The sequence below is a fragment of the Microbacterium sp. NPDC079356 genome (genome assembly GCF_049545465.1).
Classification (GTDB): Bacteria; Actinomycetota; Actinomycetes; order Actinomycetales; family Microbacteriaceae; genus Microbacterium; species Microbacterium gawkjiense.
On sequence record NZ_JBMWDN010000001.1, the window covers coordinates 120,890 to 143,687 of the forward strand.

Here is a 22,798-nt window from a genome sequence, read left to right on the forward strand (position 1 = left end):
CGCACCGCACACCCTATCGGCGCGCGGCCCGTCCGCGCGGGAGCAAGGAACGCAGCGACAGGCGCGCGCGCAGCCGCGCCCAGAAGCCCTTCTCCGCCGCGAAGCGCGCGCGTTCGGCCGCGACGATCCGCCAGAACTCCTCGTTCTCGGCCGCCGTCGGCGGCACCACGTCGAAGACCGACCGGTCGGCCCACGTCGCCAGGCGGGTGCCCGCCGCCTCCTCCGCGTCGCCGGCGAACAGGCGCGCGAGCTCCTGGCGCGTCAGATGGGCGGGGGCCGGGTACCCGTGGTCGACCGCCGTGTCGACGTACTCGTCCCAGCCGCCGGTGAAGCGCGCGGCGACGTCGCCGCGCCGGCGGCCGCGCCGCCGCAGCGCCTTGACGGCGAGGATCGTGACGAGCGGGCCGACGAGGACGATCACCGCGAGCAGCGAGACGCCGCCCATGCGCACCGCGGCCCACAGCGCCGACAGGTCTCGCTCCTGCGGAGCGGCCTCGGGGGCGCTCTGATCGCCGTCGGAGGGCGACGCGTCGGCGGGGAGCACCGGCTCGGCGTCCTCCCGGCTCACCTCGGTCGGGTTCTCGGGATCGCGCCGCTGCTCGAGATCGGGAGACGGGAAGCTCTCGTGCTGGGGGGTCACGTCGACGGGGAGCCAGCCCCCCGCGGCATCCGCCACTTCGATCCACGCGGCGAGATCGCCGCCGCGGCACCGTCCCTCGTCGCACACGGGCAGGTCCTCGTCCGAAGCGAGCCGCGTCCCCACGACGACCCGGGCGTCGAACCCGAGCTGGTCGGCGATGAGCATCGCCGCGACCGCGAACTGCTCGTCGTCGCCGACGGCGGCCACGAGGTCGGCGTCGGTGCCGCCCGGAGCCTGCGCCTCGCGCTCGAGCAGCTGCGTGAACAGCGTCCCGATGCGGTCGGCCGAATGCCCGGCGCGGGAGGGCTGGAAGCCGGCCCCGCCGAGCTCCCGCATCCAGGCGGGGACGGAGCCTCCCGGCAGCTGCAGCGCGTGGCTCAAGTAGCCGCGGCTGCGGAGGCGGTCCACGAGCGTCTCGAGGGCCGCGCCGCCCGTACCGGCATCCTGGCTCTCCATCCACTCCGTCAGCGGGGCCGGGACGACCTCCGCCGGCAGGGACGGCCCGCTGCGGGACGGGGTGAGGGATGCCACCGGTCCCGCCGCCTCGGAGGGGGATGCGGCGAGCCGGTAGGCGTCCCCGGTCTGCAAACCGTCCCCCGCGATCTCGATCGCGGCACCCGTGGCGGCGTTGTGGAAGAAGCCGTCCGCGAGCACCGCCGCGCGGGGACCATCGAACGACACGGCGCGCAGGTCGCCGACGGTCGGCACCCAGATCCCCGTGCCGGCGTCGATGCGCACCGTCACGGCGATCTCGCCGGTGCCGGCCGGGTCGAGCCGGGACGGGACGCGGGTGAACGCCGTCGCCGGGTCGGTGAGGCCCGCCTGCGGGTCGACCGCGCGCACCGTCCGGCCGTCGTAGAAGGGGAGCGTCGCGAGCCGTACCCGCTCGGCGCCGGCGGCGGGGGAGACGGTGAAGAGGGGTTCGTCGAAGCGGTCGTCGCCGAACGAGGCGCGGTACGCGGCGAGCGGGCTCGGCGCGCGTTCGAGCTCGAGCACCGGGTCGACGACGCTCCGCGCCACCTCGCGCGGCTGGTCCGCGAGCGCCCACGGCCCCCACAGTGCGGCGACCGCCGCGGCCACGACGACCATGCCCGTCGCGGTCCCGACGCGCGCCGCGAGCCCGCGCCGGCGGCCGCCCGGGCCGCGCGCCACCCCGGAGGCGGCGGCCGCCGTGGCGAGGGCCCGGCGTCGGTCGTGACCGGACCGCCACACCACCGCGACGAGCGCCGTGACGATCGCGGCGACACCGAGCAGGGTCTCGGGCTGCACCGCGACCGGGCCGACCCGCACGGGCGAGGCGAGCGAGCGCGCGCCGAAGGCGACCCCGAAGACGGTGGGCAGGAGCGCGAGGGTGACCGCCGGCATCCACCGCCGACGACTGCGCCACGCGATCGACAGCGCGGCGACCGTGCAGCCGAGGAAGAGGAAGAGGGCCGGGGCGAGTGTCGCCTGATACGACCCGAGCGGGAGTTCGAGGGTCAGCAGGTCCTTCCACCCCGTGACGGGGGCGGTCGCGACGTCGACGAGGGCGTCCACGGCGGCGTCGGGCGAGGCGAGCGACACCGCCGCGGCCACCGGCACCCCGAGCGCGATGTACGCGCCGAGGGCGGCGAGGGCGACCCACCAGCCCGACCAGCGCCAGCGGGTGCCGAGGGCGGCCACGAGGTGACCGGCGGCGATGCCGAAGGTCAGGGCGACGACGAGGGCGGTGCCGCGGTAGATCGGCCAGGTCGCGACGGCCCCGACGGCGAGGACGAGATCGAGGACGAGCGCCTGGCCGACGAAGAAGCCCGCACGCGACGGGTTCCGGCGCCGCCGGGCCCGGCGCGGCGGGACGACCTCGACGGGGGCGGTCACGACTGCGCGCCCTTCGCGAGCAGCTGACGCAGGTCGTCGAGCAGCCCGATGGAGATGACGGTCATGCTGCCGAGCCGCCGGATGCCGGGCTCGGCCGTCGGCGCGCACACGAGGGCGACGACGGTCACCTCGGGGCCGAAGGCGAGCGCGGCGCTCTGCAGCTGCGTCGGGGTGAGGGGCGATCCGCAGACGAGGAAGGCGATCGACGCGTCGCCGTGGCGCGTCGAGGCGAGCGAGGCGACCTCGCGCAGCGGACTCGGGTTCACGCCGCGGTCGAGCCCGGCGAAGTCGTCGAGCAGGGTCCGGGTCGAGATCGTCGTGAGCGTTCGGAAGGTCCGCATCCGGCCGCGCGCGAATTCGGGGATCTCGGCACCGGTGACGACGGCGACGTCGCGGCCGTCGCGGATCCCGCGGACGCCGATGGATGCCGCGGCGCTGACCGCGAGCTCGAACTCGTCGTCGTCGGCGAACTCGTCGCCGCCGCGCCCGACCACGAGGATCATGCGGGAGCGGCGGGTCTCCTCGTACTGGCGCACCATCATGGCGCCCGTCTTGGCGGTCGACTTCCAGTGCACCTGGCGGGGGGAGTCGCCCGGGACGTAGGGGCGGAGCGCGTGGAAGGAGAAGTCGGCGTCGACGATCGTCCGCGAGGGGCTTCCCTCCAGGTCGCGGATGAGCCCGGTCGCGGAGCTGCGCAGCGCCGTCGTCACCGGGTGCACGTAGAGCGTGTGCGTCTCCTGCCACGTCGCTTCGCGGGTGAGGATGCCGAGGGGGTCTCCGCGGACCGTGCGCGCGGGGCCGACCGTCACGATGCCCCGTCGGCGCGTCGGGATGACGACGGTCTCGGCGACCTCATGCCGGGGTCGCAGCAGGGGGACGTGGACGTCGACGAGCCCGTCGCCGACGGGGAGGTCGACGCGACCGGGCAGGGCCGTCCGGCGGCCCACGTTCGCCACGACGAGCTGCCCTTCGACGGGTGTGCCCGCCACGACGCGGTCGTGGGCGAGGCGCAGGGTCACCTCGTAGGCGCGCGCGCCGAACAGGAACGGCACCGACAGGAGCAGCAGGAGCGCCGCCGCCCCGCCCGCGACGGCGAACTCGAGCAGCCCGAAGGCGAGGCCGGCGGCGAGTCCGATCACCGCCACGGCGACGACGACCCAGCCCGCGGGCGAGACGGTGTCAGCGACGGAGCGCCCCACACGGGCGGCCGCGCGGAGCAGTCGGCGCCACCCGTGCAGGCTCCGGACGGCGAGGACGGTGGTGCCCCGTCCGGCCTCGAAGCCCGTGCGGGTGTACCCGGTCGCCGCCGATGTCCGGGTCAGTCGCGACTCGGTGGACGAACTCACACGTTCTCTCGCTGACCGCGGTCGTCGGCGCGCTCCTGCTGCGAGGGCGGCACGACGTCCAGGAGCACCTGGCCGACGACCGCCTCGGCGGTGACGCCGTCGAACTCCGCCTCGGGGTCGAGGATCAACCGGTGCGCGAGCACCGGGACGGCGAGCGCCTTGACGTCGTCCGGGGTCACGTAGGTCCGGCGGTGCGCGAGCGCCCACGTGCGGGCCGCCTTCGTGAGGGCGAGGGCGCCGCGCACGCTCACGCCCAGGCGCACCTCGCGGGCGAGCCGGGTGGCCTCGACGATGCGTGCGATGTAGTCCAGGACGAGGGGGTTGAGGTAGCCACCACGGGCGATGTCGGCCATGCTGACGACGCCCTGCGGCGTGATGACGGGGCCGACCTCGCGCGGGCCGTCGCCGGACCCGTCGAGGATCCGGATGGTCGCGGCGCGGTCGGGGTAGCCGAGCGAGGTCTTCATGAGGAAACGGTCGAGCTGCGCTTCGGGCAGCCGGTAGGTGCCGGCCTGCTCGACAGGGTTCTGGGTGGCGACGACGAGGAAGGGGACGCCGACGCCGCGCGTGACGCCGTCGACGGTGACGTGGCCCTCTTCCATCACCTCGAGCAGCGCCGACTGCGTCTTGGGCGAGGCGCGGTTGATCTCGTCCGCCAGCACGACGTTCGCGAAGATCGGTCCCTGGTGGAACTCGAACTCGCCGCGGCGCTGGTCGTAGACGGTGATGCCCGTGACGTCGCCGGGGAGGAGGTCGGGGGTGAACTGGATGCGGGAGCTCGTGCCCTGCACCGAGCGCCCCATCGCGCGGGCGAGCGAGGTCTTGCCTGTCCCCGGGTAGTCCTCGAGCAGCAGGTGCCCCTCGGAGATCATCGCCGTGAAGGCGAGCTCGATGACGTGGCGCTTGCCGAGCACGACCTGCTCGACGTTGTCGACGAGCTTCGTGAAGGTGTCGGCGAACCAGGCGCTCTGCTCCTGGGTGATCGTCATCTCGGTCCTCTCGGGTCGCGTGGCGGGGGAGGTCATGGTCCCTCCGTGCCCGGCGGCGTGGTTTCGGTGGGGTCGGTGGGATCCGGGTCCGTGGGGGGAGGTTCGGCGGGCGGCGGGATCTGCTCGCAGTCCACGCCGACGCTCACGGAATCGAGTTCGCGGAGCGCTCCGGACCACACGATCGTGTACTCCACCCGCTGCACTCCGGATTCCCCCTCGGTGACATCCTTGCGGACGGATGCCACGTCTCCGCCGATGCCGCTCGGGAACCAGTCCGGGGTGTCCTCGTCGGACCGGCACGACGGCAGGTCGCTCGTGGCGACGAACACGGGCCAGTCGGCGCTGCCGCGGGCGGGCACGATGGGGGTCGGGTCGGAGCATTCGACCTCGATGCCGACGAACGTGTCGCACCACTGCGCGGTCCACCGGTCGCCGGGCTCGTTCAGACGCGGGGCGAACGCGTCGACCACCTGCCCGTTGCGGAGGTACCGCAGGCGCGCGTCCTCGAACGGCGGCGCGCCCGGATCGCTGTGGGCGCTCGCCGCATAGGTGAACCCCGACCTCTGGTCGCCGGTCGGGGTGGGCGACACGGTGTAGGTGAGCTCACCCGGTGCGCTGACGTTTCCCGTCGGTCGGGCGGTGATCTCGCCCGTGGTCACCCCGAAGCCGTCGCGGCCCTGATACGTGCTCGTGACGCAGGCGTAGACCGTCTTGGAGCGGAAGGGCTCCGCCGGGAAGGTCCGGCGGGACTCGCGGCTGTCGGGGGTGCAGGCCGCGGCCGACTCGTCGCTGAACCCGAACAGCGGCTCGGTGCCGTCGCCCTCGGCGGTGACCTGCGCCGTGACGGTCATGGAGTCGGAGGTCGTCGTCTGGGTGAGGGTCACGGTCGGGGCTCCGACCCCGTGGGCGCGCAGGTCGAGGGAGCGCCCCTCGCTCGACCCGCCGGCGACGCGGGGCAGTTCGAACTCCGTGAGCGGGGTCGCCGTCAGGGTCTGCGCCTCGTTCGAGCCGATGCGGTAGTCCGTGAAGACCGCCGTGCCGTCCCGCACCGGCTGGGTGGCGCTGCCGGCGACGCCGCCCTGCAGTCGCACGCTCCCGGTCGTGTCGTCGAGCCCCGTGATCGTGACGGTCGCGCGTCCGCCGTCGCGGCCGTTCGGCACGGGGTCGAAGCTCGCTCCGGTCGGCCGCGCCGGGGGGCGGTACGACCACGCTTCGGTGCGGGCCGTCCCGCGGGAGGTGCCCACGGCGTTGACCGCCCGGACCTCGTAGACCCGCTGCTCGCCCACGGGCGCGGCGATGGGCTCGCACCTGCCCGAGGCCGGGCACGAGGCGACGTCGCGGCCGCCCGTCGTGATCCGGTACCCCTCGACGGCCGGGTAGGAGGCGGCATCCGAGGTCACCCGCAGGGTCACCGAATCCGCCGTGTAGGCGGTCCATTCCAGTCGGGTGGGGTCGGCGGGCAGTCCCCGCAGGTCGAGCACGACCGACCCGTTGCGATCGCCGCTGGACTGGCGGCCCTGGGCGTCCTCGACGACGAAGGTCCCGGCGCAGCGCGCCGCCCCCTCGGCATCCGATCGCCAGCTCGCCCGCACCGCGCGGTCGCCCGCGGGAGCGAAGCTCACCCCGTCGCAGTTGCCGGCGCTCGACGCCGCGACCACGCGCAGGGGCGTGCCCGGGAGCGGGTTCACCTCGCCGTCGGCGCCGATCACCTCGATCGTGCACGAGGAGCGCCCGTCGGACTGCGAGCAGGTCTGCACCGCCGATCCGCCGCGCGGGAGCGCCGAGGGGGACGGGCCGACGGTGAGCACGAGGCTCGCGGGGCTCGCGTCGGGGTGGCTCGGGAGCGAGACCCGCACCTGCTCCTCGCGGCCGGGACGCGCCTCGTCGAGGGCCGTCACCGAGACGACGGCGCCGTCGGCGGCCACCTCGAACTGGTCCCCGCGGTAGGCGACGTCGAAGACGAGGGCGTCCTCGTCGGCGACGCCCGCCCACCGCACCATCCGGGTGAGGTCGTACGCCTGGGTCTGGCCGGGACGGACGGCGAGCGAGGCGCTGCGCAGCGACGGCTGCGGGATCTCCGCCTCGACCTCGACGGGGATCGTGAGATACGTCGGCTGGTCCTGGCCGGCCACGCGGGCCGCCACGATGCAGGAATCCCGCCAGGGTGCGCCGCGCCCGGCCGTATACCGCACGACGGTGCCCGACACGACGCGGCAGGAGGCGTCCGCGCGCGCCCCACCGGCCTTCGTGCCGTCGGCGTCCACGACGAGGACGGCGTCGGCCGGCAGCGCCACGAGGTCGGCGACGTCCGTATCGACGCTCTCGCCCTCGCGCACGCGCAGCGGGTCGACGTCCGCGCGCAGGGCCACCCGGATGTCGTCCGTCCCGGGCACCCGCAGGAAGCCGTACGTCGTGACCTCGGTGCCGTCGTACGCGGTCCCCGTGACGGTGAAGGGGATCAGCCGGGTGCGCTCGGGGAGCGGCCCCGAGATCCGCCAGCCCGACACGCGGAGGTCCCGCTGCTCGCCCCACAGCCGCAGCGACAGTCCCGACGGGTCTCCCGCATTCCAGGCGACCCGGCCGCTCAGGACGTCGACGCCACGGGTGAAACCGTCGCGGTCCTCGATCGAGAGGACGGTGTCGGAGATCACGGGATGATCGGGGACGGGGTCGCGGACGACCTTCACCACGAGCAGCCCGATCGCGGTGTCGCCGTCGGCGTTGGACACCTCGTACGAGTACGAGAAGGTTCCGAGGGCCGTCCCCGCCACGACGGTCACGGCGCCGTCGTCGGCGACCGCGATGCGCTCGGCCAGCGCGGCGTACTCGGGACTGTCCTCGGGCGCGTTCGGCGTGACGCCGGTCAGGTCGAGCGTGCTCCCGAACGGGTCCACGTCGTTGTCGGCCGGGCGGATGACGACGGTGCTGGCGGCTCCGGCCTGCACCTGGACGTAGTCGCTGAACGTGACGGGGCTCGGGTCGCTCTGCTGGGCGATGACCCCGATGCGCACCTCGCCGGTACCCGTGCGACCCCGGGCATCCTTCACCCGGTACTGGAACCGCACCTGCCCCGCGGCGCCGTCGCGGCTCGTGTAGACGATCGACCGGCCGTCGGCCGAGATCGTCGCCGAGCCTTCGGCGGGCTGGGTCGTGATGGCGTCGAGCGCGACGTCGTCGCCGTCGGGGTCGACCCCGTACCGGTCGAACGCGATCGCGACCGATTGGCCCGCGACGACCCTTCCCTCGAGGGTGCGGGGGACGGGGTCGCGGTTGTCGTCGCCGCCGGTGACCGTCACCGTGACCCGGGCGGTGTCGACCACCTCGGGGAAGCCGAGGCGGTAGATCGTGTAGGTCAGCGCGTAGGTGCCCGCCTCGCGGGGCGCCAGGTAGCGCAGCATCCGCCCCGAGGCGAAGGCGAGTCCGCCGCCGGTCTCGTTCACGATCGACGACGGATCGATCGCGATGAGCGCGCCGGCGGGGGCGTGGTCGTTCTCCAGCACCGGGATGTCGATCTGCGTGCCGCCGCGCACCGTCACCGTGTCGTCGACGGCGATGGGCGGTTCGGCGGATCCCGCCGGCAGCAGGATGACGGTGACCTCGCCCTCGGCCAGGGGAGCGCCGCCGTCGCGGCCGTCGGTGAGCCCGTAGCGCACGACGCCGAGGCGGCCCGGGCCGCCGTCGTCGGTCGTGCCGCTCACCCGCAGCAGGCTCTGGCCGACGAGGTCGACGCTGAGCGCGGCGGTCGGGTCGCTGTCGGGGCGGATGTCCTCGAGCAGCAGGACGACGCCGGCGGGATTGGATGCCGCCGACGCCACGTCGATCGTGGTGTCCTCGCCCGGGCGGACGAACGCCGTCAACGGGGGCGTCGTCACGACGGTGTCGTCGGGGTCGCGGACCGTGATGCGAGCCAGGGCGGAGGCTTCGCCCGCGCCGTCGCGGACGGAGTACTGGACGACGTAGGACCCCGCCTCGCGGGCGTCGAAGGTCATCCGCAACGCCGACGCGTTCGGGGTCACGGTCGTGCGCGCGGTGTCGAGGGCGACGAGCGAGCCGATCGTCAGCGCGCCCGAGGCGCCGCTCACGTGGGGGGAGAGGTCGATGTCGAGCGGCTCGCCCACGACACCCGTCGCCGCGAACGACTCTGCGCGCAGCTCGGGTGCCGGGGTCACGCGGATCGTGACGGCCTGCGTCGTCGTCGCGCCGCGCGCGTCCGAGACGACGACCGACACGGGGATGCTGGCGGCCTCCGTCGCACTCGGATCGGGATGCTGGTAGGTGAACTCGCCCTCGGGCGAGGTCGTGGCCGTCCCGACCGAGGGGGCGCCCTCGATCCCGGCGAGGTAGACGGGGTCGCCGTCGGGGTCGACCCAGCCGCGCAGCAGGTCGGCCGACACCGTGCCGCCGGGAGCCACGGACGGGGCGGGCCAGGTGGCGAGGCATCCTTCCACCCCGCACCAGACAGGCGCCGCGTTGTCCTCCTCCGCGACGACCCGCAGGGTGACGGTCGCGTACTCGGAGAGCCGACCGCCGGCGGTCGTGCCGTCGGTGACGCGGTAGCGGAAGCTCGTGGTCCCGGTCGCCTCGGGCGCGACGCGGAACGCCAGCTGCTGCTCGGCGCCGGTGACGGCGACGGAGCCGAACGCCGCGTCGACCCCCTCGATGGCGCCGACGTCGATGCTGAGGACGTCCTCGTTGGGGTCGTGATCGTTCAGCAGGACGGGGAGCAGAGCGACCGAGCCGGCGCGCACCCCGAACGCGTCGTCGACGGCGACGGGGGGTTTCGGGTCGAGCACCCGCTCGACGGGATCGTCGTTCTGCGGCGCGGCCTCGCTGGTGTCCTCGACCCGCCACTGCTGAGACGACGGGATGAGCGCGCCGTCGGGCAGACGCCACACCCAGCCGGAGCCGCGATCGTTCAGGGCCAGGCGCGAGCCGTTGCCGATGAAGACCGGGTCGACCCCGTCGCCGATGTCCGCGCCGGCGTAGTCGAGCGGCGTCGTCTCGGCCGGACGGCTGCTCGACCACAGCGTGCCGCCGCCGGCGCCGTCTCCGAGCCACGCGGCGTGCACGACGCCGTCCGAGGCCACGGGGACGGCCGGCGTGCCGAGGCCGGGGGAGTCCAGCACGCGCTCGGGATCGCCCGCGCCGAGGGGGATCCGCGTGACGCCGCCGGGGTCGGCGATGACGACGGCGTCCCCCGAGGTCGCGGCGCGCTGCAGCACCGCGCCGCTCACGGGCGTCGTGTCGGCGAGGTCGTCGCGGTCTTGCACGGCGACCTCGCCGGTCGCGACGTCGTACAGCACCCAGCGGCCGTCGACGGCGCTCACCTGTGCGTCGACGGGCGAGATCGGGGTCGGGTCCTGCCCCAGGATGCGACCGGTCGCCGCCTCGGCGCGCACGACCACGCTCTCGGCCGCCGAGTAGGCGTAGACGACACCGTCGGCGTCGACCGCGACGGCGGATGCCGCGAAGCGCGGCGCCTGCTCGCCGGGCTCTCGTTCCACCTCGGCGTACGGGTCGATCGGCGAGGCGGCGCCGCCTCCCGACAGCGTCGCCCCGAACACGCCGCCGCCCTCCGTGCGGTAGACGAGGGCGTCGCCCGCGGAGACGATCTCGACTGTGCCGGCGGGTGTCGGCGAGGAGGCGTCCTCGTCCTCACCGGTCAGGTCGGCGGGCTGAGCGAGATCGACGTCGGCGAACGCCGAGCCGCCCTCGCTGAAGACGAACAACCGGTCGGCGGTCTGCGCGACCTGGGTGCCGTTGACGACCTGTTTGACGGTGTCGACCTCGGCGAGGTCGAGGTTCACCCGGGCGTAGCCGCTGCCGGCGCCGGTCTGGAGCGCCCAGACCGTCGGGTCCTCGACGGGCGTCTGCTGGGCGTCGTAGCCGGGCCACACGACGGCGAGCGTGCCGACCACCGCGACGATCGCGGCGACCGCACCGGCGCCGATCCACGTCGATCGGCGCACGCGAGGCCGGTCGGGCTGGGGTGAGGACATTCAGCCCGCCCCGCCGAGGAGGAGGAAGGTCACCCCGGCGCCGGCGCCGGCCAGCACGATCCCGCCGATCGCCAGGGCGACGACGGTTCCGCGGCGCATCCGCGGGGCCGATTCGGCGCCCGCGAGCACCGTGCCCTCGTCCGGGCGTCGCGGCGAGGCGGCGCGTCGGCGCTCGGGACGCGCGGACGCGTGGGCGACGGTCGGCCGCACGGGACCGCGGGGACGGTCGTCGGCGAAATCCACGTGGGCGCCCGCGGACGCCCACTCGTCGACGGCGACCTCGAGCGGGGTGTGCGGGAGCCCCATCCGGTGCTGGATCATCTGCAGGTCGTGCGCGAAGGCCGCCGCCGAGGGGTGGCGCGCGGCGGGGTCGCGGCTGAGGGCGCGCGCGAGGACGGCGTCGAGCTCGGGCGGCATGTCGGCGCGGCTCACCGGCGTGTAGACCGCCTTGCGGATGCGGGCCTTCAACTGCTCCCGGGTGTTCTGCCCGCGGCCGGGACGCTCGAAGGGGCTGCGGCCGGCCAGGAGCGAGTAGACCGTCGCCCCGAGACTCCACACCTCCGCGGCGATGGAGCCGGAGACCCGCTCGTCGACGACCTCGGGCGCCGACCACGGCACCGACATCGCGAAGACCTCCTCGGTGTCGGGCCTGCCCTCGACGGCGGCCGCGATGCCGAAGTCGGAGAGCACGGGGGACCCGAACGCCGTCACGAGGATGTTGGAGGGCTTGATGTCGCGGTGCAGCAGGCCCGCCCGGTGGGCGGTCTCGAGGGCCGACCCGATCTTCACGCCGAGCTGCAGCACCTCCGCGACGGGGATCTCCTCGCGGCGGTACCGGTGGGTCAGCGACGTGGGGCAGTACTCCATGACGAGGTAGGGACGGCCGTCGGCCGAGACGGAGGCCTCGTGGATCGTGAGGATCGAGGGGTGCGCGCTCAGGCGGGCCATGACGTCGGCCTCGGCGTTGAACATGCGCAGCACGTTCTCGTCGACGATGTCCTCCAGCAGCACCTTCACGGCGACGGGACGGCGGGGCAGGTTCTGCTCGAACAGGAACACGTCCGCGAAGCCGCCCGCGCCGAGCGGCCGCACGTAGGTGAAGCCCGACAGTCCGGGCGGGGTGGAGGGGAGCCTGCTGGACACGCCGTGCGTCATCCCGCCGTCAGCGGTCCGGCGGTGTCGAACACGGCCGTCACGCCGTCACCCAGGTCGAGTTCGGTCCCGAGGGGCACCCGCGACGCCGCCCCGCCGCGCAGGAGCGCCGCAGCGCCCGTCGGCGGCCGGACGATCGTGCCGTTCGTCGAGTCCAGGTCGCGCACCACGAGCGTGTCGCCGTCCAGGACCGCTTCGAGGTGCGTCCCCGAGATCTCCTTACGCGGCGAGGGTACCGGTTCGATCCGGGCACCCGGGTGGCGTGCGGGTCGCGGGCTGCGGCCGAGCACGACGGGACGGTCGAGCGGCACGCTGCGCCCTCCCGGCAGTCGCAGCGCGTACGCCGTCGCAGCGGATCCGCGTCGCGACCCGAACAGCGTCCGGTCGTCGGGCGCGTCGGCGACGGCGGCCGGCCGCTCGTCCTCGCGGAGGAAGTCGGGGAGCTCCAACTCCTCGTCGTCGTCGAACGGACGCGCGAACAGGCTGCGGTCGACCGAGATCGTCTGCAGGACGTCGATCTCCTCGCCGCGCGCGGGTGCGGCGTGGGGGGCGGGCGCGGCGGGGTCGACGGTCGGGATCGCGACCGTCACGGGCGCCGCCGTCCCGCGGGGCGCCTCGCCCGCGGCGGCCGGGGTCACGTCGGCATCGGGCTCGCGCCCGGCGGGGAAGGGGCGTCCCCACGACAGCTCGTCGGCGCGCGTGACGCCGAGACCCAGGGGCAGCAGGTCGCCGCCGGTGCGTCCGGATCCGAGCGCCAGACGGATGCCGACGGCCCCCGCCAGCGCCGTCTCGATCCACGTGCGCGCATCGGCGCCCGAGACGCGCGTGCGGTCGGAGGTCTCGACGATCGCGGCACCGCGCACGGCGACGCGCACCGCATCCGCGCCGTCGTCGGGGAACTCCGCGACGGCGAAGTCGGGCAGGTCGTGGATGCCGCCCGCGACGAGCACGCTCAGCACGTCCTCGAGGACGGCGGTGTCGGCGGCGGCGGCGTTCCACAGCCGGGCGATGACGCCCTCGGCGACACCGGAACCGAGCAGGATCGCGAAGCGGTCGCCCGCGATGGCGTACCCCGCCTCGGCGGCGAGCGTCGGGGTGGGGTAGCGGAACACGCCCCCAGCCTACTGACGGGTGGTGCTCAGACCCATCCCGGCAACCAGTTGTGCACCCAGTAGAACTCGTACGGGATGCGCATCGCCGACCACAGCGGGTACCAGAACGCCGAGACCGCGACGATGACGCCGAGGATGACGAGCACCGTGCGGCGCCCGACCGCCCGCCGGTCGGGGTCGGCCTGCGGCGACCCGGCGATCTCCCGCAGCGCGAAGGCGAGCGCGAGGATCAGGAAGGGGAGGATCAGCACCGTGTAGAACTGGAAGATCGTCCGGCTCGGGTAGAACAGCCACGGCACGTACGTCGCAGCGACGGCGACGAGGACGATCCCCGCGCGCCAGTCGCGCGTGCGGACGCCGTGCACGGCGAGCCACAGCACGGCGAGCACCCCGAGCCACCACAGCAGCGGGTTCGGCATCGAGTAGAGGATCTCGATGCAGCCGCGTGCACTCGCGCACCCGGCGACGCCGTCGGCCGTGCTGTTCGCGTACATCGACGTCGGCCGCAGCAGCAGGGGCCACTGCCACGCCGGACTCGCGTAGGGGTGCGACGAGGTGATCTCCGCCGTCGCCGTGTAGATCGTCCGGTGGTAGTGCCAGAGGTTCTGCAGCGGCAGCGGCACCCACGACCAGAACCCACGGGCCGGGTTCGCGTCGACGGCGTGCCGCTCGTAGCCGCCGTCGGTCGTGAGCCACGTGGTCCACGAGGCGAGGTAGACGAGGACCGCCACCGGCACGAGGATCACGAAGGCCGCGGCTCCCTGCCGCACGGCATCCGCCGGCCAGAAGTGGATGCCGAGCCGTCGCCGCGCCAGCGCGTCGCTCACGACGACGTAGAGTCCGAGCGCCGCCAGCACCCACGCGCCCGACCACTTGACGCCGCACGCCGCGCCGCCGGCGATCCCCGCGGCGAACAGCCACGGCCGCCCCCACCGTACGGCGCCCCACCACGCGGCCCGGCCCGCGGCATCCCGTCGTCGCATCGCCTCGGCGAGCCGGTCGAGGTGACGCCGGCGGTCGATCAGCACGAACCAGACCGAGAGCAGCACGAAGAAGGTGAGGAGGATGTCGAGGATCGCCACCCGGCTCATCACGATCGCGAGCCCGTCGATCGCCATCAGGCCGCCCGCGACCGAGCTGAAGAGCACCGAGCGGGTCAGCTGCCAGGCGATGAGGTAGAGGACGAGGACGGCGAGGGTGCCGGCCACGGCGACGGCGAACCGCCACCCGAACGATGAGGTCGGGCCGAACAGGGCCATCCCCGCCCCGATGAGGAATTTGCCGAGGGGGGGATGGACGACGAAGCTCGGCGCGTCGAGGAAGATGTCCGTCTCGCCGTCCGTGAACCGGGCGTCGGCGCCGTCTGGCCAGGTGGCCGCGTACCCGAGGTTCCACTGACTCCAGGCATCCTTCACGTAGTACGTCTCGTCGAAGACGATCGCGTGCGGGTGGGCGAGGTTCCAGAAGCGCAGGATGCCGGCGAGCAGGGTGACCGCCAGCGGGGCGAGCCACGCCAGTCGGCGACGGAGCATCACGTCGGCCGCGAGTCGCCGCCGGGCATCGTCGAGACGGACGCCGAACCGCTGCCGCGCGGGGATCGCGGGCAGGAGCGGTTCCGCGGTCGAGCTCACGGCGACCAGCCTATGCTGGGGCGGTGCTGATCCTCGCCGCGACCCCCATCGGCAACCTGGGCGACGCGACGGGGCGGCTGCGCACCGCCCTCGAGGAGGCGACGATCGTCGCCGCCGAGGACACCCGGACGACGCAGCGCCTGCTGCAGGCGCTCGGGATCGCCAACCGCCCCCGCCTGGTGGCCCTGCACGACCACAACGAGAAGCAGCGCGCCGCGGAACTCGTCGCACTCGCCGCCGACGAGGACGTCCTGCTGCTCAGCGACGCCGGCATGCCGACGGTCAGCGACCCCGGGTACGCGGTCGTGGCGGCGGCGGTCGAGCAGGGCGTCGATGTGACGGCGCTCCCCGGTCCCAGCGCGGTCATCACGGCGCTCGCCCTCGCGGGGCTGCCGACCGACCGGTTCACGTTCGAGGGGTTCGCCCCGCGCAAGGCGGGGGAGCGGCGGACGGTCTTCGGTGCGCTCGCCTCCGAGGCCCGCACGATGGTCTTCTTCGAGGCGCCGTCCCGCCTGGCCGACACGCTCGCCGCGATGGCGGAGGCGTTCGGCGCGGACCGTCGCGCCGCCGTCTGCCGCGAGCTGACGAAGCTGCACGAGGAGGTCGTGCGCGGTCCGCTCGGTGAGCTGGCGGAGTGGGCCGCCGCCGGCGTCCGCGGCGAGATCGTCGTCGTCGTCGAGGGGGCGAGCGTCCGCGCGGTCAGCGAGGACGACGCACTCGCCCAGGTGCAGGCGCTCGTGGCCTCCGGCATCCGGTTGAAGGATGCCGCCGGCGAGGTCTCGCGCGAGACGGGACTTCCCTCGCGAGACCTCTACCGGGCCGCCGTCGCGGCGAAGAAGCCGCTCAGCCCTTGACGGACCCGGCGGTCAGCCCGCCGACGATGTAGCGCTGCAGCGACAGGAACAGGGCGAGCACCGGCACCGAGGCGAGGATCGCCCCCGCGGCGAACAGTCCCCAGTTGCTGGCGAGCTGGTTCGACACCCACTGGAACATGCCGACGGCGAGTGTCCAGTTGTCCTCCGAGACGAGCACGATCTTCGCGATGATGTAGTCGCCGAACGCCGCGATGAAGGCGAGGAGCCCCACGACCGCGAGGATCGGAGTCACCAGCGGCATGATGAGGCGCCAGAAGATCTGCGCGTGCGTCGCGCCGTCGATCTTCGCCGACTCGTCGATCTCCATCGGGATCGTGTTGAAGAACCCGTACATGAGGAACGTGTTCACGCCCAGCGCGCCGCCGAGGTAGACGCAGATGAGGGAGAGCTTGGAGTTGAGCCCGAGCACCGGGAACACCTCGCCGAGGGTCAGCAGCATGAGGAAGATCGCGACGAACGCGAGCGCCTGCGGGAACATCTGCACGATGAGCAGCGCCGTCAGGCTCACCCGCCGCCCCGCGAAGCGGAACCGTGAGAACGCGTACGCCGCCGCCGCGCCCATGAGGACGGCTCCCGCCGCGGACGCGCCGCCCACGAGCAGGGTGTTGCCGTACCAGGCCCAGTAGCTCGTGCCGCCGAGCGCCGTGTAGTTGCCGATGTCGACGACCGAGAAGAGCGCGTTGGCCGCCGAGAGGGTGCCGTTCGGGTTGAACGACGCCGACAGGACGTAGACGAGCGGGAACATCGCGTAGAAGAGGATGCCGGCGGCCACGAGGTACTTCCAGCCGACCTCGAGCACCCAGCGCTTGCGCTGACCGGGGCGCCGCGCGGCGGGATGGGCGGAGCGAGCGGACCCGGTCGTGATCGCCGCGGTGGTGGCGGCGGTGGAGGGAGCGGACATCACTGGTACTCCTCGAGCTTCTTGGTCTGACGGAACGCGAGGGCCGACACGACGCCCACGACGAGGAACACGAGGATCGACAGGGCGCTCGCGAGGCCGTAGTCGGCCGCGCCGCCGGAGACTCCGGAGATGTCGTAGATCGCGGAGATGAGGATGTCGGTGTAGCCGAGTGCGTACGGTGCGCCGGGGATCGCCGGCCCGCCGTTGTTGAACATGTAGATGATCGTGAAGTTGTTGAAACTGAACGCGAAGGACGAGATCAGCAGCGGCGCCGTCGAGACGAGCACGAGCGGCAGGATGATCGCGCGCAGCTGGCGGAACCGGCCGGCGCCGTCGATCGAGGCCGCTTCGAGCGCGTCCTGCGGCAGCGCCTGCAGCGCACCCGTGCACACCAGGAAGTAATACGGGTAGGTCAGCCAGACGTTGACGAAGAGCACGGCGGCGCGGGCGAGCCACGGGTCGCCGAGCCAGTCGATGTTCTGGCCGCCGAAGAAGAACTCGTTGATGACGCCGAACTCCGCGTTGAACATGCCGCGGAACAGCAGCGCGGACATGAAGGCGGGGAACGCGTACGGGAGGATGAACAGCGTCCGCAGGACCTTCCGCCCCCGCACCCGCGGATCGTTGAAGATCAGGGCGAAGACGAGGCCCATCGCGAACGGGATGAGCACCGACAGGACCGCCCAGGCGAAGGTCCACCCCGTCACGAGGCCCAGGGGTTCCAGGATCGCCGGGTTGGTGAACAGCTCGACGAAGTTCGCGAACCCGACGTTCACGACCCACCCGGTCGGGAGGGCGGTCCCGTCGTCGGCGACGAAGTTGCCGGTGGGGGTCGCGTGGTAGACGAGGCCGGTCGCGCTGTCGGTGATGGTCTGCGCTTCGGCATCCCACGTCATCGTCGACAGGTACACCGCGCCGCTCGACCCGTCGCGTGTGCGGATCGACCCGTCGTTCGGGTCGTCGGACACGGGGACGCGGAGGTCGACGACCGCCTGCTGCGTCGCCTGGTCGCCGATGATCTGGTTGCGCGGGACGACGTTCCAGCCGGGCACCTGGGTCGCGGCGCCGGAGGCGGGGGCGGGGCCGACCGCGCTGAGCGGCTCGTCGGCGGAGCCCGCCAGGATCTCGCCGTCCTCGACGACGGCGAAGCCGAGCTCGCCGCCGCGCTCGACGACGGTGAGGGGGAGGGTGGGCGCGCCCTCGACACGGCGCTCGCCCTGGGCGAGGGAGGCGGCGACCGCCTGCTCCTGCGAGCCGATGTGGCCCGCGCCGTAGTTCGTGAAGGCGATGTAGCCGGTGTACAGGAAGATGAAGACCTGGAACACGAGCAGGAACGACAGTCCCGGGAGCAGGTACTTCAGCGGCAGCGCGCGCTTGGTGAAGTACACGACGTCGGCGGCGAGCAGCAGCGCGACCGCGACGCCGAACACGATCCAGGACTCCGCCTGGAACGCGGCGATGATGCCGAGCAGGCCCACCGCGTTGATGAGGCCCATCAGGACCAGCTTGACCAGGAAGCCCCAGCCGGGACCGGACCAGCGCCGGGCGTGCGACTCGGCGGGCGCGGACGCCTCTTCCGGCGGGGCGGGGCTCTGCAGAGCCGTCATGTCGTCTCCCTCTCGAGGAAAGTGGTGCCCGGGGGCGGGGGTGATGCGCCCCGCCCCCGGACGGATGTCAGCCGATCGTCGCCTCGAGGTCGGAGACCATCTTGGTCCACGTCCCCGCGGGGTCGGCGCCCTTGATGATCTGCACCTGGGCGGCGTTCCACAGGTCCCAGACCGAACCCATCTGCGGGATGTTCGGCATGGGGACGCCGTTCTGCGACGACGCGACGAAGCCGGCGATCACGGGGTCGGAGGAGACCTCCTCGGCGAGCTCGGACCACGCCGGGATGCGCGGGTCGGCCTCGTAGAGGGCCTTCTGCGCGTCGTACGTGGCGAGGTACTTCGTCAGGAACTCCTGCGCGACGAGGGCGTTCTTGCTCTCGGCGGAGATGTAGAAGCCCTGCACGCCCACGAACGGCGATGCGGTCTCGCCGCCGGCCGAGGGGATCGGGTTGACCTTGATCTTCGCGCCCTGCGCGGTCAGCGTCTCGACGGCCCAGGGACCCTGGATCGTGTACGCGGCCTTGCCGGAGGCGAAGAGCTCGTTGTTGGTGTCGTAGTCGATCGTGGTCGAGATCTCGCCCGAGCCCTTCTCGCCGTGCTCGCCGAGCCAGGTTGCGAACGCCGTGCCGGCCTCGCCGCCCATGCCGATCTCGCTCGTGTACGAGCCCGAGTCGTCCTGGACGAACACCGGCGCACCGAACGAGGTCTGCAGGCCGTACATCGTGTACGCGTCACCGGTCTGGCCCGCCGTGTTGATGACGAACGGACGCTCGGCGCCCGACTCGGTGCCCGCGGCGATCATGTCGTCGAAGGTCGCCGGGGCGTCCTCACCGACGAGGTCGGTGTTCTGGATGAGCGCGATCGTCTCGAGCGAGTACGGCAGTGCGTAGGTCTGGCCGTCGTAGGTGAACGCGTCGGTGGCGACCTTCTCGAAGTTCGCCGCGGACTCGCCGAGGTCGATCGTCGAGACGACACCGGCCTGGACGAGGCTGCCCAGCCAGTCGTGCGCGCCGATCGTGATGTCGGGGCCCTCGCCGGTGGGGACCTGGTTGGTGAAGTCGTTACGGATGTCCTCGAAGTTCTTCTGGACGAGTTCGATCTTCGCGCCGGTCTCGTCCTCGAACGTCTTCGCCGCCGCCTCGATCGCCGGCTTGCGGTTCTCGTCGGTCCAGACGGTGAGGGTGACACCGCTCGCGTCGATCGGCGCCTCCGACTCCGCGGGAGCCGGGGCGGTGCCGGTGCTGCTCGCGCAGCCGGCCAGCAGGAGGGAGCCCGCCGCCAGTGCGGCGAGGCCGATACCCATCTTGCGCATGGATCTTCCTTCCGGATGTGGTCGATCCGGCGGGCCTCTGGCGAGGTCGCGCCGTCACGACCGGTGTGTGATCGCCGCAGCCGGGTGGCCGCGACGGGTTTTCTCTCAGTGCGTTCGACGGTGTCCCGTCGCGGGACGATCGGTCATCGATCGCCCCGGGGAGCTGTGTGCGCCACACGGACGACGGCGACGTCGCCCCCGGGGAGCACCAGCGTGTCCCGGATCTCGGCCTGCGTGAGCAGGTCGGTTCCGGAAGTCGTGAGCGACACCTCGTCGGTGCCGTGGTTGATGGCGACGAGGTAGTCCGCTGCGTCGCCGCGGCGGAGGATCGTCTCGACGCCGTCGGGGGTGGCGGGGATCGCGATGCCGGCGTCGGCGTAGACCTCGCGCATGATGGCGCGGAGGCCCTCGGCATCCGGTCGTGTGCTGATGTACCAGCCCACGCCCTCGCCGTGCCCGTGGCGGGTGACCGCCGGGCGTCCCTCGGCGGGTCCGTCGGTGTAGACGGCGCGGACCTCGGCGCCGGCCAGCACGAGGTCCTCCTGCCAGACGTCGGCCGCGAAGTCCTCGTCCCCGAAGCGGATGCCGGCGACGTCGCCGTGGCGCAGCGGCAGGTGCTCCTCGACGCGCACGCCGAGGGCGTCCTGCAGCACGGCGCCGTACCCGCCCGGGTGGACGGCGTCGTTCTCGTCGACGACGGCCGAGAAGAACGAGACGACGAGCGTGCCGCCCTGCGCGACGTAGGCGGTGAGGTTCGCGGCATCCGCGGCGGTCAACAGGTACTGCGAGGGCACGACGACCAGGCGGTAGCGCGAGAGGTCGTGACCGGGGAGGGCGAAGTCGACCGTGAGGTCGTCGCGCCACAGCCGCTCGTAGAAGGCCCGGATGCGTTCGTCGTGGCTGACGTCCTCGGACGGGCGCCACTCCAGGTCCTGCGCCCAGAACGACTCGAAGTCCCAGAGGACCGCGACGTCGGCGTGGACCCGCGCCCCCTGCACCTCGGCGAGACGCCCCAGCTTCGCGCCGAGGTCGACGACCTCGCGGAAGACGCGGGACTCGACGCCTGCGTGGGGGAGCATCGCGGAGTGGAACTTCTCGGCGCCCGATCGTCCGGCGCGCCATTGGAAGAAGAGGATGCCGTCGGCCCCCCGGCCGAAGTGGCTCAGCGAGTTGCGGGCCATCTCGCCGGGACGCTTCGCGACGTTCCGCGGCTGCCAGTTGACGGCCGACGTCGAGTGCTCCATGAGGATCCAGGGCTTCCCGCCCCCGACCGAGCGGGACAGGTCCGCGGCGATCGCGAGTCCGATCTCGCCCTCCTCATCGGCGGCCCACAGGTAGTGGTCGTCCGAGACGATGTCGACCTCGTCGGCCCAGGCCCAGAGGTCGACGCCGTGGTGCTGGTTGGCCATGAAGTTCGTCGTGATGGGCTGCGCCGCGTGCCGGCGGATCGCGTCCTTCTCGATGCGGAAGCACTCGCGCAGCATCGCGTCGGTGTAGCGGGCCCAGTCGAGCTTCTGTGCCGGGTTGATCGTCGAGGGTGCGGTGGCGGGGGCGCCGACGTGGTCCCACTCCTCGTAGTGCTGACCCCAGAAGGCGGTGCCCCAGGCGGCGTTGAGCCCGGCGATCGTGCCGTACTTCTCCTGCAGCCACCGCCGCCAGGTGCGGACGGCGTGAGGGGAGAAGTCCTCGCCCACGGGGACGCCGTACTCGTTGTGGATGTGCCACAGGACGACGGCCGGGTGGTCGCCGTACCGCTCGGCGAGGGCGCCGGCGATGCGGGCGATCGCGGCGCGGTACTCGGGAGCGGAGTGCGAGACCATGCCGCGGGCCCCGAAGCCGAGCGGGACGCCGTCCTTCGTGACGGCGCGGGCGTCCGGGTACTGCGCGAAGAACCAGGCCGGGGGAGAGGCGGTGGGGGTGCCGAGGTCGACGGCGATGCCGTTCGCGTGGAGCAGGGCGATGACGTCGTCGAGCCACCCGAAGTCGAACTCGCCCTCGCGGATCTCGAGGAGCCCCCACGAGAAGATCCCGATGCTGACGAGGTTCACGCCCGCCTCGCGCATGAGGCGCACGTCCTCGTTCCAGACCTCGCGCGGCCACTGCTCCGGGTTGTAGTCACCGCCGTAGGCGATGCCCTCCAGTCGCGGCCAGGCGGGGCTCGTCATGCTCGGGTGCCATCCTCATCGATCGGGCGTGTCACGGCGCGGCCTCCAGGGATTGGGTCTGGGACCGGTTACAGGTTCGTTCGGAGTCTATGCGGCCGTCGCGCGCGACCCCGGCCCCGTTACCGAACTGTGACCGGTCCCAGGTCGTGACGGAGCGAGCGCCTCACCGGGTATAGAGTCGGCGCGTGGTCCTCCCCTCCGAGCGCAGACGTCCCACCATCCGCGACGTCGCCGAGGTCGCCGGTGTCTCGCACGGCACCGTCTCCCGGGTCATCAACGGCGGCCGGTGGGTCTCGGAGGCCTCGCGCATCGCGGTCGAGGCGGCGATCCAGGCGACGGGCTACACCGTCAGTCACGCCGCCCGCGCGCTCGCGACGGGCCGGGCGAACTCCGTCGCGTTCCTCCTGACCGAGCCTCAGCACCTCCTGTTCGCCGACCCCACCTTCGCCCTGCTGCTGCGCGGAGCGACCGAGGCGCTCGCCGCCCGCGACATGACGCTCGTGCTCCTCATCGCCGAGCACCCCTCGCAGTACGCGAACATCGAGCGCTACGTCCGCGCCGGTCACGTCGACGGCGTCCTGCTCATCTCCTCGCACGAGTCCAACCCGCTGCTGGCCGCCCTCACGAGCGCGGGCGTGCCCACCGTCTGCTCCGGCGTGCCCCTCGGCGACCGTGCGCACGTCCCGACCGTCTCGGTCGACGAGGAGGCCTCCGCGCGGGCGATGACCCGGCACCTGCTCGACCGCGGGTACGAGCGGATCGCGATCATCACCGGCCCCGACGACACCCCCGGCGGACGCTACCGCCTCCTCGGATTCCGCGACGAGATGGGGGAGCGGTTCGACTCCGCGCTCGTCGAGCAGGACGTGTACTCCAGCGACGCCGGGGAGGCCGCCATGACGCGTCTGCTCCAGCGCGCCCCCGACATCGACGCGGTCTTCGCGGCATCCGACGTCATGGCCGTCGGCGCGATCGCCGCCTTGCGCAAGGCGGGCCGGCGTGTCCCCGACGACGTCGCGGTCGCGGGCTTCGACGACTCGGGGCTCGCGGCGACCACCGATCCGCCCCTCACGACGATGCGCCAGCCGTGGACGGAGATCTCGCGCCGGATGGTCGAGGTGCTGCTCGAGGTCATCGACGGCGGCGCGGGGGAGTCGATCGTCCTCCCGACGACCCTCGTGCCCCGCGCCAGCGCCTGAGCGCCCGTCATGA

13 protein-coding genes are annotated in these 22,798 nt (G+C 73.1%); 2 read left to right on the forward strand and 11 right to left on the reverse strand.

Annotated elements, in window-relative coordinates; translation table 11 throughout:
• Positions 1–13 precede the first annotated feature (13 nt).
• Genes ACPEH0_RS00640 through ACPEH0_RS00670 form a run of 7 tightly spaced genes read right to left on the reverse strand, consistent with a single transcriptional unit; the run spans position 14 to position 14,726 of the window.
• Positions 14–2,497: a transglutaminase-like domain-containing protein gene (locus tag ACPEH0_RS00640; RefSeq protein ID WP_366213307.1), complete on the reverse strand. Its 2,484-nt coding sequence runs from the start codon at positions 2,495–2,497 to the stop codon at positions 14–16.
• Positions 2,494–3,843, reverse strand: coding sequence for a DUF58 domain-containing protein (locus ACPEH0_RS00645; protein WP_366213306.1), 1,350 nt, complete (start codon positions 3,841–3,843; stop codon positions 2,494–2,496). Before ACPEH0_RS00645 ends, ACPEH0_RS00640 begins: the two co-directional genes overlap by 4 nt.
• The gene (locus tag ACPEH0_RS00650) at positions 3,840–4,832 is read right to left on the reverse strand and encodes an AAA family ATPase (RefSeq protein ID WP_064001698.1); all 993 of its coding nucleotides are present in this window, start codon (positions 4,830–4,832) and stop codon (positions 3,840–3,842) included. The genes ACPEH0_RS00645 and ACPEH0_RS00650 overlap by 4 nt, the downstream gene beginning before the upstream one ends.
• 32 nt (positions 4,833–4,864) lie before the next feature.
• Positions 4,865–10,831 (reverse strand): Ig-like domain-containing protein, encoded by a 5,967-nt coding sequence (locus ACPEH0_RS00655; RefSeq protein ID WP_366213305.1) that lies wholly within the window; start codon positions 10,829–10,831, stop codon positions 4,865–4,867.
• Positions 10,832–11,986, reverse strand: coding sequence for a serine/threonine-protein kinase (locus ACPEH0_RS00660; RefSeq protein ID WP_366213304.1), 1,155 nt, complete (start codon positions 11,984–11,986; stop codon positions 10,832–10,834). It lies immediately after the preceding gene.
• The gene (locus tag ACPEH0_RS00665) at positions 11,983–13,095 is read right to left on the reverse strand and encodes an FHA domain-containing protein (protein ID WP_363378200.1); all 1,113 of its coding nucleotides are present in this window, start codon (positions 13,093–13,095) and stop codon (positions 11,983–11,985) included. The genes ACPEH0_RS00660 and ACPEH0_RS00665 overlap by 4 nt, the downstream gene beginning before the upstream one ends.
• A 26-nt stretch (positions 13,096–13,121) precedes the next feature.
• Positions 13,122–14,726 (reverse strand): dolichyl-phosphate-mannose--protein mannosyltransferase, encoded by a 1,605-nt coding sequence (locus ACPEH0_RS00670; RefSeq protein WP_366213303.1) that lies wholly within the window; start codon positions 14,724–14,726, stop codon positions 13,122–13,124.
• Between the two features lie 23 nt (positions 14,727–14,749).
• On the opposite strand from ACPEH0_RS00670, the gene rsmI reads away from it, so the two are divergent.
• Positions 14,750–15,580 (forward strand): 16S rRNA (cytidine(1402)-2'-O)-methyltransferase, encoded by an 831-nt coding sequence (gene rsmI, locus ACPEH0_RS00675; protein WP_064001703.1) that lies wholly within the window; start codon positions 14,750–14,752, stop codon positions 15,578–15,580.
• Here the strand turns inward: rsmI and ACPEH0_RS00680 are convergent.
• The 4 genes from ACPEH0_RS00680 to ACPEH0_RS00695 all read right to left on the reverse strand — a co-directional run bounded on the left by ACPEH0_RS00680 (position 15,570) and on the right by ACPEH0_RS00695 (position 21,586).
• A complete protein-coding gene (locus tag ACPEH0_RS00680; RefSeq protein ID WP_366213302.1) occupies positions 15,570–16,502 on the reverse strand; it encodes a sugar ABC transporter permease in 933 nt (310 codons plus the stop codon). The genes rsmI and ACPEH0_RS00680 overlap by 11 nt on opposite strands.
• Entirely contained in the window at positions 16,502–18,109 is a 1,608-nt protein-coding gene (locus ACPEH0_RS00685; RefSeq protein WP_366213301.1) for an ABC transporter permease subunit, read from the reverse strand. Before ACPEH0_RS00685 ends, ACPEH0_RS00680 begins: the two co-directional genes overlap by 1 nt.
• A 67-nt stretch (positions 18,110–18,176) precedes the next feature.
• Positions 18,177–19,421: a sugar ABC transporter substrate-binding protein gene (locus tag ACPEH0_RS00690; RefSeq protein WP_366213300.1), complete on the reverse strand. Its 1,245-nt coding sequence runs from the start codon at positions 19,419–19,421 to the stop codon at positions 18,177–18,179.
• Between the two features lie 143 nt (positions 19,422–19,564).
• Positions 19,565–21,586 carry a beta-galactosidase gene (locus ACPEH0_RS00695; RefSeq protein ID WP_366213299.1) on the reverse strand — a complete coding sequence of 674 codons (2,022 nt, stop codon included), beginning with the start codon at positions 21,584–21,586 and terminating at the stop codon, positions 19,565–19,567.
• A 185-nt stretch (positions 21,587–21,771) separates the two neighbouring features.
• Here ACPEH0_RS00695 and ACPEH0_RS00700 point away from each other — a divergent pair, with 185 nt between their 5' ends.
• Entirely contained in the window at positions 21,772–22,785 is a 1,014-nt protein-coding gene (locus tag ACPEH0_RS00700; protein WP_366213298.1) for a LacI family DNA-binding transcriptional regulator, read from the forward strand.
• Positions 22,786–22,798: the final 13 nt, after the last annotated feature.